This window comes from Nonomuraea indica (genome assembly GCF_002850745.1).
In the GTDB taxonomy this organism is placed as follows: Bacteria; Actinomycetota; Actinomycetes; order Streptosporangiales; family Streptosporangiaceae; genus Nonomuraea; species Nonomuraea indica.
On record NZ_KZ559471.1, the window covers coordinates 174,902 to 185,814 of the forward strand.

The following is a 10,913-nucleotide window of genomic DNA, read 5'->3' on the forward strand; positions in this document are numbered from 1 at the left end:
GGGGTCGCAACGCATGCCTCATGATCAGGCTTTACGGCGCGAATCCCTAGATACTTCGACATATCTGGCGCTGTGGAGGTTCGCCTCAGGTCAGCGTCTTCGGCAGGTCCTTGCGGACGTACGGAGCCTTGCCCGCCTCGGCGAAGGCGGCCAGCGTGCCGGGGCCGGTCAGGGTGAAGTCGCACTTGTTGTCGTCCACAGCGTTCCACTGGACCACGGCCTTGATGTTCGGCAGGTCCTCCAGCACCCCGGGCACGTCCTCGTACCACCGGCCGCGCGCGTCCTCGTCCCTCGGGTCGCTCTCGGTGCCGTACTCGCTGAGGATGAACGGCTTGTGGCCGAACCCGTTGCTCATGAACCAGTCGTAGGTGGGCTCGACGGTGTCCTCGAAGCTCTGCCAGGCGGCGTTGCGGCAGCGGGCGAAGTTGTACGGGTCGTAGCTGACCCAGTCGACGTAGGCGTCGCCGGGGTAGAACGCCTTCCACCGGTTGCGGTAGGGGTAGTAGCCGGTGACGCCCCACACCCACGCCACGTTGGTGACCCCGAGCTCCCTGAACCTGTTGACGATGTGCCGGTAGGCGGCGACGTACTCGGCCGGGGTGCCGCTGTCGGGCCTCAGCTCCATCTCGCCGTCGAAGCCGACCAGCACCGGTTTGCCGTACGCCTTGATCCGCTGCGCCTGCGGGTCGATGACGCTCGCGTCGGCCTCGCCGCGGGCGATGGCGCGCCACGGGATGCTGTCGCCGCTCTCCCAGCGCTCGGACTCCCAGCCGAGCAGCAGCAGCCGGTCGCGGCCGAGGTCGGGCTCGTCGTCGCGCAGCATCATGCCGTTACGCGACTCCGACATGTCGTGGTAGGTGAACACGATGTCGAACGTCCGCCCGACCTGCTGCTCCAGGCGGGTCACCGACGTGAGCATGCTGCCTTGCGCAGGCGGGGTGTAGATCCCCCACCAGGCGCCGCACGCCGGCCCCTGCTTGAGCGTGGCCGGCGCCGAGCAGGGCCGCTCGGGCACGCCCTGCCCCTGCGTGACCGCCTGCGTGCCGGGCCGGGTGGCGACGTAGACCACCGCCCCTCCGGCGACCAGCACCGAGAACCCGGCCAGCGCGGCCCACAGCTTGCGACGGCTCTTGCGGGGGACGGCGTGCTTGGCCCCGGTCTCCTGCGGCATGTGGCTCTCCGTGATCTTCGGTGGCCGGTAGGTTACGCTCGGCGACCTAGAGTGTATGCAGGCAACTATAAAGTTGTTTCATCTCGTGTCATCGGACCGCGGGGCGCGTCGGCGCGCCCAGGGTGCGCAGCACCGGCAGCGCGCGGGCCGCCTGCAGCGGGTCCACCGGCAGCACGTGCCGGGTCCACCACAGGGCGGTCTCGGGCGTCGGTCCCGGCTCGGCGAGCAGGGGGCCGAAGTCGTCGTCGAGCGGCGGCGTGTAGAGGGCCGTGGTGATGACGCCGCGGCGCTCCAGCGCCTCCTTGGCCGCGTCGCGGTCCGCCACGATCAGCGGCACCCTGAACAGTGGCTGGTCGGCGAAGCGCCGCACCGGCGGCGCGACCACCGGAAGCTCGGCCAGCAGCCGCACGCCCCGCACCCGCCGCTCGCGCTCGCGCTCGGCCGTGCGCTGCCGCCCGACCGCGAAGCGGCGCAGCAGCGGCCCGTGGGCGGTGCGGTAGCCGCCGGAGCCCACCGACATCCACCGGTCGAACGCCGGCAGGTCGTCGTGCTCGGCCGCCGTCGCCGCCAGGTCGCGGGCACGCGTGTCGTCGCTGGTGTGGGTGGCCTCGATGCCGAGCGCGCGGGCCGCCCGCCAGGCCGGCGTGCTCAGCCGCAGCGCGTAGACGGCGTCGCGCAGCAGCGGGCCGAGCATCGCCCGCGCCTCTCCGCCGGTGGACGGCGCGGTGAGCAGCCCGTCGCGCAGCAGGGCCAGCCGGTCGCGGGTGGCCGTGTCGGCGACGGTCAGCACGCCGCCCGCCCCGGCCCTCGGATGCTTGGACAGGCTGAACGCACCGGCCGCGCCGAACGTGCCGACGTGCCGCCCGTCCACCTCGGTCAGGTAGGCGTGCGCGCAGTCCTCGACGAGCACGACCCCGCGCCGGTCGCACTCGGCCGCCAGCCGCTCGACCTGGCCCGGCAGGCCGTACAGGTGGGTGGCGACCACGGCGCCGATGTCACGCCAGTCGACCCGGTCGACGTCGATGGTCGCGTCGTCGGGGGAGACCGGCGCCATGACCGGGCGCAGCCCGGCGGCGACCGCGGCGAACAGCACGGTCTCGCAGTTGACCGGGGACATGAGGACCCGCCGCCCGCGCGGCACGAGACCGCGCAGGGCCAGATAGAGGCCGAGCCGGGCGGAGGGGACATAGAGGCCGGGGCGGCCGGTCCGCCGGGTGAGCGACCAGGTCAGGGCGTCGTCGCCCACCTCACGAAGCCGCATCGAATGTCCTTTTCGCTGGGTGTCCGGCACTCCATGAACGATACGCTGTAAGCCTCAGCCGGCGCGGATCGCGCTCACGTCTCCAGGGTGGTTGTCTCCATGACGGAATCTGGCGTTACCTCCTCGTGGCCGGACGTCGGCGTCGTGGTCTGCACGCGCGGCGACCGGCCGGAGATGCTGCGCGAGGCCCTCAAGGGCATCGAGTCGCAGGACTACCCCGGCAAGGTCACCACGGTGGTCGTCTTCGACGGCAACGACCCCGATCCCGACCTGGTCTCCGACGACCCGGCGCGACCGGTCAGGGTGGTCCGCAACAACCGGCGGCGCGGCCTGCCCGCCGCCCGCAACTGCGGCATCCTCACCCACGGCGACGAGGTCGAGTGGGTGGCCTTCTGCGACGACGACGACACCTGGCTGCCGACCCGCGTCCGGGTGCAGATCGAGGCGCTGCGCCGGCACCCCGACGCGGTCTTCGCCACCTGCGGCTCGCTGATCGTGCACCCGGAGTGGACCCGCCACATCCCGCTCGACAAGGAGCGCGTGCCGTTCTCCGACCTGCTCGACGGCCGCCAGCCGGCGATGCACCCGTCCGGGTTCCTCGCCCGGCGGGCCGCGCTCGTGGGCGACGCCGTCGGGCTGTTCTCCGAGACGATCCCCAGCGGCTACGGCGAGGACTACGAGATGCTGCTGCGCGCCGCCAGGCACGCGCCGATCGTGCACGTGCCCGGCGAGCACCTGCACGTGGCGATGCACGGCCAGTCACACTTCGCCGGACGCTGGGACACCATCGCCGAGGCCCTGCAGTGGCTGCTGGAGCACTATCCCGAGATCCGCACCTCCCGCAAGGGCTACTCGCGGCTGGCCGGCCAGGTGGCCTTCACCCGCGTCGCCGTCGGGCGCCGCGCCGAGGCGCTGCGCTGGGCGGCGCGGGCCTTCGTCACCGACCCGCGGGAGATCAGGTCCTACGGCGTCGCCGTGATCGCCCTGCTACGGCTCGACCCGGCCTGGGTGGTCCGGCGGATGGAGGCGCGCGGGTTCGGGGCCCCGTGACCGGCCCGCGGCGATCCGCCGCAGCCCCGGCAGCACGGCCAGCGCCGTGACGGTCTGGCTGCCGAAGATCGCCATGCCCACTCCGGTGATGCCGTAGCGCGGCAGCAGCAGCTGCGCCCCGCCGATGGCCATCGCGGCCATGGCGAACTGCACGAACACGATGGTCCCGGCGCGCCGCAACGCCCGCAGCGCGCCCAGGTACAGCTCGACCACCGCCCGGGGCAGCGCCGCGAGCGCGATGAGCCGCATCAGGTCGGTGGCGTGCGCGGCGTACCCCTCACCGAACAACAGCAGCCCGACGGGCGCCAGCACCGCCGCCGCGACCACCAGCGGCGTGAGGATGAGGAACGTCCGGCGCAGCGCCCGCCGGCAGTTCTCCGCCAGCCGGGCCGAGTCGAACGCCCCCTCCACGGTGAGCGAGGACGCCATCGTGTAGCTGAGCATCTCCAGCATGGCGCCGAGCGTGATGGTCAGCCCGTAGTAGGCGTTCATCTCCTGGGTGACCTGGGCGGCCACCAGCACGGGCACGCCGTAGTTGAACAGCAGGGTGAAGATGGAGCCCGCGTAGTCGCCGGCCAGGAACCTGCCGATCTGCCGCGCCGGCGGCAGCGTGTTCGCGGCGGTCAGCCGTGAGTGCCCGGGGATCAGCCGCCTGAAGACGATCGTGTTCAGGCAGAGCGCCACCAGCAGCCCGGGCGCGATCCACGCGAGGAAGACCGCCCAGGACACCGCCGCACCCGACGCCGAGGCCAGCGCGAACGCGCACGCGGCCAGCACCCCGAACCTGACCACCCAGAAGACGAGATTGGCCACCGGCACCCACGGCGCCTTGCGCAGCGCCGTGAGCACCACGTCCTGCAACGTGCAGATGCTCCACACGATCACCATGGCGGTGAAGACCACACCGGCCGTCCAGCCCGACAGCAGGCGGTAGGTCTCTCCCCAGCTCGTCAGCGTCAGCAGGAACACCAGGCACGCGGCGGCCGACAGACCGGCCCCGGCCAGGTAGACGGTCGCGACGAACCGCCCGGTCCGCCGCCCGGCCTCGGGGACGAACCGGGCCACCGTGCCGACGAAGCCGAACGAGGTGATCGCGGCGAGGAACCGCATGGCCGCCAGGATCGCCATGCCGACGCCGACGTCGTCCTCGTCGAAGACGCGGGCGGTGACGGTCCAGTAGCCGAGCCCGATGACCGCGCCGGCCCCCGCGTTCAGCATCAGGGCGTACGCGCTGCGCAGCAGCGGGTCGTCGAGGTCGGACGGCAACCATCGGCGCGGGCCCGCCGGCCGGTCGGCGGGCTGGACGTTCCCGCTCACCGGGCCACGACCTGACGGATCGCGTACCTGGTCCGGCGCACGACCGCGTAGCCCTTGGTCAGCGCCCGCTCCTTCAGGTAGAGCAGCGGGACGCCGCGGCCCTCGACGGCGCGGCGGAACTTGTCCATGCCGGTGTTCCTGGCCACGGTCAGCCGGGGCACGGCAAGCAGGTCCTGCCGCCCGCCGGGCACCGCGTCGGCCACGGCGTTGGCCACGGCGCAGGCGGCGACGTAGCCGGCCGCCCCGGCCTCGCGGCGCACCCGCGCGCTGGAGTAGCCGAAGGGATAGGCCATCGTCGTCACCGGGACGCCGGCCTTCTCCTCCAGCAGCCCCTTGTTGCGGCGCAGCTCGTCGCGCAGCTCGGCGTCGCGGAGCTGGTCGAGCTGGGGATGGCTGTGGCTGTGGCCGCCGATCTCGATCCCGGCCTGCGCGGCCTCGCGGACCTGGCCCCAGCTCAGCATGTCGTCCAGCGGGCGGCCCGCCGCGTCGGCGCCGGCGTCGGCCAGCCATCCGCTGGTCACGAAGACCGTGGCGGCGAAGCGGTGCCGCTCCAGGACGGGCAGCGCCTGGGAGTGGAAGTCGGCGTAGCCGTCGTCGAACGTCACCACGACCGGCCTGTCCGGCATCGGCCTCCCGCCTCCCCGGGCCAGGGAGGCGGCGAGGTCGCCGAACGTCAGCGGGGTGAAGCCGCTGCCGGCGAGGTAGGCGAGCTGCTCGGCGAAGTCGGACGGGCGCACCGACAGCCCGCGCGTCTCGTCCTTCGGCGTGTCGGTGACCGAGTGGTACATGAGGATCGGTACGCGGATCACCGTCCCGCACCTCGCAGCCGTACGGACCCCACCAGATAGCCCCAGGCGGTCCAGGCGAGCCCGACGACGATGGCGACGGCCCGGCCGACCCCGCCGGGATCGCCGCGCAGCGCCTCGCCCAGGCTGCGCAGCGCGCCGAGCGGCAGCGTCTTCAGGGCGTGCGCCCGCTCGCTGGACAGCCCGTCCTGGCTGCCCACCTCCCGGGTGACCAGCGCCTTGGACAGCCCCTCGGCGTAGCACCGGGAGCGGAAGTAGGAGAACGTCTCGCGCTGGCGGGGCACCTTGTGCCCGATCAGGGCCCGCGGCTCGAACAGCATGACCGAGCCCGGCCTGCGCTGGCTCAGCCGGATGCAGAACTCGGTCTCCTCGCAGCCCAGCGGGCGGCTCTTGCGGCCCTGCACGCTGCGGCCGATGCCGCTGTGGAAGCCGCCGACCTCGCCGATCACCTCGCGCCGGAACGCCGCGTTGCCGCCCATGACGTTGCGGATCGGCGCCCGGACCGCGGGCATGCCCCGATAGGTGCAGCCCACGGTCCAGTCGAACTCGTACGGGAACCAGCGCGGGCGCCGCTTCGACGCCCACAGTGGCTCCGTCCGCCCGCCCACGCCCACGACCGTGCCGCCGGCGTCGGTGTCCTGGAAGCCCTCCTCCAAAGCCTCCAGCCAACCGGGATCGGCCACCGCGTCGTCGTCCAGATAGGCGACGATGTCACCGGTGGCGATGTCCGCCCCGGTGTTCTTGCCGCCGGACAGGCCGCGTTCGTGGCTGTTGGCCACCACGACGGCCCGCGGGTATGCGGCCTTGAGTCGCAGCAGCAGGTCGGGGTTGTGGTCGACGACGAGGATCAGCTCGTGCGCGGGGCGCCGCTGGCGCTCGACCGACTCGACGGCCTGCCTGATGTCCTCCCAGCGGTCCTCGGTGTAGACGCAGATGACGACGGATGTAAGCACGGGCGGGACCTTGTTTCCGGCGTTGGTCAGGCCACGCCCCGGTCGGCGGCTGGCCGCGCGGCGGGCTCGGGGAGCGGGGTGACCGGCTGGCGGCGCCACTCGCGCAGGATGGTCTTGAGCACGCGGAACCCGTCGCGGACGGCCCGCAGGTTGCTCTCGCCGTGGATGCGGCAGCCCTCGTGGCTGGGCACCTCCTGGATCTTCAGGCCGGCCTTGGCGGCGCGCACGTTCATCAGCGTCTCCACCTCGAAGCCGTCGCAGTCGAGGTCGAGCACGTCGAGGTGGCGCGCCCAGAAGGCGTTGTAGCCGTAGCACAGGTCGGAGTACTTCGTCCCGTACATGAGGTTAACCAGCAGGGTGAGCGCCCTGTTGCCGAGGCTGCGGCCCAGCGTCAGGTCGTCGCTGCCGCCGCCCGGCGCGTAGCGCGAGCCCTTGACGAAGTCGGCGCCGGTCACGAGCGCGCCGACGTAGGAGATGATCTCCCGTCCGTCCATCGAGCCGTCAGCGTCGATCATCACGATGATGTCGCCCGTGCAGGCGGCGAACCCCGCCGCCAGCGCGTCGCCCTTGCCCTTGCCGGTCTGCGTGACGATCTTCATGTTGGGGCGCAGGCGGCGGGCCACGGCGACGGTGTCGTCCACCGAGTTGCCGTCGACGAGCACGATCTCGTCGATCCACTGGGGCAGCGTCGCGAACAGGTGAGGAAGGTTCTCGGCCTCGTTCATCGCGGGCACCACCACGCTGACCGTGGGCGAGATCGCGAGGTGCGGCGTGATGGGGGTGAAACGTTCGAGCGGCGGCATGGATCGCAGCGGCGCGACATGCACCTTGCCGTTGTGCCTGATCATCTCGGGACTCATGATGCGAACAATCCTTTCGGGACCACTCGCTGCGAGCCGCCGGACGCCCCCTGGGTGCTGAGGGAACGCCGAAAGCGGCGAACGGTGCATTGACGGTCCTGTGGGAGTGAAGGGTGTGCTCTGCTGGGTGTGCTGTGCTGCGGTGATGCTGTGCGCGAGGGGGACCGGGAGTGAGCCTCAGCGCGCTCCCGAGGTTTCCTTGGCGGTCTGATCAGGCTGCAGGGCGGTGCGCACCCGCCCGAAGCCCTTGAGCACGCGATCGGCCGCCCTGTAGAGAGACGGCCGATCAAGGACGATCGTCCGGGCCTTGTTGAGGGGAACGCGGCCCATCCAGTGCACGGCCGCCGCCGGGGACGGCCGCGAGATGCGACCCTCCGAGACGTAGAGCGTGCCGCTCTTCAACCAGTCCTTGTACTCCTTGCCGCCCTTGCCCATGTCGACCATGTGCAAACCGGCCCCGGCGGCCGCCTCGGCCATCTGGAGATGGTGGACGATACCTGGGGAGTACCGGGCGAACTCGGTGTCGTAGGCCGGGAACCAGCCGACGAGGGTGGTGGCCGTGCGCAGGCCGAAATGGCCCGCCACCGGGACGTCGCCGGCGTAGAGCATCGTCAGCACGCCGGCGAAGTCCGTGGACCGTTCCGCGTGCATCTGCTCGGTCAGCTCGACGATCCACGGTTGCGCGAACCTGTCGACACGGCCGGTGCGGCGATACTGGTCCGACTTCCAGGCGAGCAGCGTGCGCAGCACCCCGGGGTCGGCCGAGGCCCACTCGAAGCGCAACTCACCCTGCTCCCGGCCGAGCTTGCGCTCCTTGTAGCGGACGGTCTTGAGGTTCTTGGGGGAGTTGGCCCTGACCTGCTCCAGCCATGCATCGAAGCCGGCGGTGAAGTCCATCACCGGGGCCGGGCGCACGTCGCTCTCGTACGGGCCGAACGTGGGCTGCCCGGCGACCATGTGGTCGAAGTCGTAGACGTTGAGCCTGCACGCGCGCAGCAGCGCCCTGGCGTCGAGCTTGACGCCCTGCTCGGCGATCAGGCCGTGGCAGGTGGTGAGGAAGCCGCCGAGCGGCTTGCCCACGCCGAACCCGTGGCGCTCGTAGGGGAAGAAACCCACGATCCTGCCGCCGTCCTCGACGACCGCCACCCGTACGTAGTCGCGCAGGCTGTCCATCGCCACGGCGAACTCGACCGACAGGAACGGGTTGTCCAGGGCCCGATCCGCCTTCTGCAGCTCACGCCATCGTGCGCGTTCGGAGTTCGCGAGATCCCTTGGGCGAACGACCGAGATCTTCACCTTTCCCTGGCCCCCTGTCCGGTCCGGATGTCCCTTCCATGACGCGCCTCGGAAAGCACCTTTACCACGAGGCTCCCAGGGGCTCCTCCTAATGGAACGGTGGGCAGGTCACGATCATGCAACAGTCCGGTTGCACCCACCGTCGTGACGGTGAACGCTCGGTAGTGCTTGATCATTACCGTTCTCCCGGATGTCCTGGTTCGTCTCAGGGCACGACTGATCGCATCCCATGTCATGGGATCAATCGGCTCGTGAACACGTCAATGCCGACGCTTGACGACTCGCTCCGGTTTACCAACAGATGAGAAAATCTGCTTCGGGTGACGCATGCCACACCCACGGGTAAGGCTGGGGCCCCGGCGCGGTCCTCAAGCACACCAGGATGCCCTATCCGGGCCACCGGCATGGCCCGCGGGCCGGATTTCGCATCACGGGTAGTTCAAAAGTTGATCTACTTGGCCATGGTGCGCGGCCGACTTACAAGTCGTCTGCCTGCGTGTCCTCCGGTGCGCGAACGGGCGGGTCCGTCCCGTCGCCGGGCGGGTCCGGGGTGGCCGATGCGGTCGAGGGATCATCGGTGGGAGGCTCCGGCAGCGGCCGTCCCTCCCACGACAGCGCGCACGACGCGCCTCCCCCGTTGGAGGAGAGCGAGACCGTGCCGTCGCCGGGCGTGTCCGGGTCGGCGACCGTGACGACGATGGTCGCCGACCTGCCCGGCCGGATGGAGCCGCTCGCCGGGGACACCTCCAGCCCCTCCGACGCGCCTGCGGTCCAGGTGACGGTGGCGTTCCGGGCGCGCAGCACCACCGTGGCGGCGCCGTCGGCGTCACCCGGGCAGGTGACGCCGAGCCGGGCGCGAGGTGCGGCCCGCCGGGTCGCGCTGGGTCCCGTGGCGGGCTTCGTGGCCGCCTTCGTGACGCCGGGCCCGGTGGGCACGGTGGCGGTCGGCGCCGTGGCGGATGCGGTGGCGGTGGGCCGGGTGGCCGTCGGCTCCGCGCTCGGGCCGCTGGAGGGGGACGCCGGCTCCGCGGCGGGGTCGGGGTCGCGAGTGCCGCCCGGCTGCTCCACCGAGGCGGTGACGCCGGGCGAGGGGGCCACGCGCGACGCCGCGGGGCGGTCGTCGCCGGCCGCCACCAGCACCGCGCCGGTCGTGGCGAGCAGGCACGCGCCGGCCGCCAGCGCGGGGGCGAGCCCGAGCGGGCGGCGCCGGCGCGGGCGCCGCCCGGGCGGCGCCGGGAAGCCCGCCCGGTCGAAGCCGTCGCTCCGGTCGAGGATCAGCGTACGGGCGTCGTCCGGCTCCCGGCTCAGGCACGTGCCGACCACCCGGCGCCGCAGGGACAGCGGCGGATACGCCACCGGCGCCATGCCGAGCAGCCGGGCCGCCGACACGTGGCGGCGGCGCCTTTCCACGCACACCTCGCACCCGGCGATGTGCCCGGACAGCCGGCGCCGGAGCAGCGGGGTGAGCGGTCCCGTCCACGAGTCGAGCATCGCCGACAGGTCGGGACAGTGCGCCCGCCCGACCCGGGCCAGGACGACGGCCGCGGCGGCGTTCTCCAGGTGGTCCCGGGCCCGGTTCAGCCGGGACGCCGCCCGCCGTGAGGTCAGCCCGAGCACCGCGCCGGTCTCGGCCGGGCTCAGGCCGTGTCGCAGCGACAGGTGCAGCACCTCGCGCCCGACCCGTCCCAGCTCGCCCAGCGCCTCGCCCACCAGCGAGACCAGCTCCGCATCCGCGGCCTCGTCACCGCCGGCTCCCGGGACGACCGCCGCGGGCACGGTCCGGCCCGGCCCGCCGGAGGCGCGGCGGTGGGCCAGGCGGGCGACGGCCTGTGCCCGGGTCAGGGCGTAGAGCCAGGCGCGCAGCCGGGCGGTGTCCCTGAGCCGGGCCACCCGCCCGTGCGCGGTGACCAGCGCGTCATGGACCGCGTCGGCCGCCCCGTCACCCGTGCCGATCAGCGAGAAGGCGTAGTCGTGCAGCCGCTCGCCGTACGCGTCGTACAGCGCGGCCGGGCCGTCGGCGTCGCCGCGCCGCAGCGCGTCCACCAGGCACTGGTCGCCGGTGCGATCGGCGGTCGGCCATCCGGGCACGACGTCCCTCCCCGCAACTCGCTCACGGACCCCCACGCGCCTAGGACGCCGCCCCGCTCCCCGGGGTTGGCTGAACCATGCCCAACAGGCATGACTTGGGACAAGCGGGGC

At 72.4% G+C, this 10,913-nt stretch carries 9 protein-coding genes; 1 reads left to right on the forward strand and 8 read right to left on the reverse strand.

From position 1 onward, the window contains the following. Positions 1-85: 85 nt before the first annotated feature. Positions 86-1,171 carry a glycoside hydrolase family 26 protein gene (locus CXR44_RS17590; protein ID WP_101787147.1) on the reverse strand — a complete coding sequence of 362 codons (1,086 nt, stop codon included), beginning with the start codon at positions 1,169-1,171 and terminating at the stop codon, positions 86-88. A gap of 88 nt (positions 1,172-1,259) precedes the next feature. After that, positions 1,260-2,432, reverse strand: a complete 1,173-nt coding sequence (locus CXR44_RS17595) for a DegT/DnrJ/EryC1/StrS family aminotransferase (protein ID WP_101787148.1) — start codon at positions 2,430-2,432, stop codon at positions 1,260-1,262. Positions 2,433-2,531: 99 nt separating this feature from the next. Here CXR44_RS17595 and CXR44_RS17600 point away from each other — a divergent pair, with 99 nt between their 5' ends. Next, positions 2,532-3,482 carry a glycosyltransferase family 2 protein gene (locus CXR44_RS17600; protein WP_101787149.1) on the forward strand — a complete coding sequence of 317 codons (951 nt, stop codon included), beginning with the start codon at positions 2,532-2,534 and terminating at the stop codon, positions 3,480-3,482. Here the strand turns inward: CXR44_RS17600 and CXR44_RS17605 are convergent. The 6 genes from CXR44_RS17605 to CXR44_RS17630 form a co-directional block, all read right to left on the reverse strand. Beyond that, positions 3,420-4,799 (reverse strand): lipopolysaccharide biosynthesis protein, encoded by a 1,380-nt coding sequence (locus CXR44_RS17605; protein WP_101787150.1) that lies wholly within the window; start codon positions 4,797-4,799, stop codon positions 3,420-3,422. The genes CXR44_RS17600 and CXR44_RS17605 overlap by 63 nt on opposite strands. Next, positions 4,796-5,608 carry a polysaccharide deacetylase family protein gene (locus CXR44_RS17610; RefSeq protein ID WP_101787151.1) on the reverse strand — a complete coding sequence of 271 codons (813 nt, stop codon included), beginning with the start codon at positions 5,606-5,608 and terminating at the stop codon, positions 4,796-4,798. The genes CXR44_RS17605 and CXR44_RS17610 overlap by 4 nt, the downstream gene beginning before the upstream one ends. Continuing rightward, complete coding sequence (locus tag CXR44_RS17615; protein WP_101787152.1) at positions 5,605-6,558, reverse strand: glycosyltransferase family 2 protein; 954 nt, start codon at positions 6,556-6,558, stop codon at positions 5,605-5,607. Before CXR44_RS17615 ends, CXR44_RS17610 begins: the two co-directional genes overlap by 4 nt. Positions 6,559-6,584: 26 nt before the next feature. Further along, a complete protein-coding gene (locus CXR44_RS17620) occupies positions 6,585-7,418 on the reverse strand; it encodes a glycosyltransferase family 2 protein (protein WP_101787153.1) in 834 nt (277 codons plus the stop codon). Positions 7,419-7,595: 177 nt separating this feature from the next. Continuing rightward, on the reverse strand, positions 7,596-8,714 hold the full coding sequence (locus tag CXR44_RS17625; protein ID WP_101787154.1) for a GNAT family N-acetyltransferase: 1,119 nt from the start codon (positions 8,712-8,714) through the stop codon (positions 7,596-7,598). Positions 8,715-9,191: 477 nt separating this feature from the next. Beyond that, the gene (locus CXR44_RS17630) at positions 9,192-10,802 is read right to left on the reverse strand and encodes a sigma factor (RefSeq protein ID WP_101787155.1); all 1,611 of its coding nucleotides are present in this window, start codon (positions 10,800-10,802) and stop codon (positions 9,192-9,194) included. Positions 10,803-10,913 lie beyond the last annotated feature (111 nt).

Excerpts from the sequence above, each read along its gene's own strand:
- CXR44_RS17590 (WP_101787147.1), bottom strand. The coding sequence starts at position 1,171 with ATGCCGCAGGAGACCGGGGCCAAGCACGCCGTCCCCCGCAAGAGCCGT.
- CXR44_RS17595 (WP_101787148.1), bottom strand. The coding sequence starts at position 2,432 with ATGCGGCTTCGTGAGGTGGGCGACGACGCCCTGACCTGGTCGCTCACC.
- CXR44_RS17600 (WP_101787149.1), top strand. The coding sequence starts at position 2,532 with ATGACGGAATCTGGCGTTACCTCCTCGTGGCCGGACGTCGGCGTCGTG.
- CXR44_RS17620 (WP_101787153.1), bottom strand. The coding sequence starts at position 7,418 with ATGAGTCCCGAGATGATCAGGCACAACGGCAAGGTGCATGTCGCGCCG.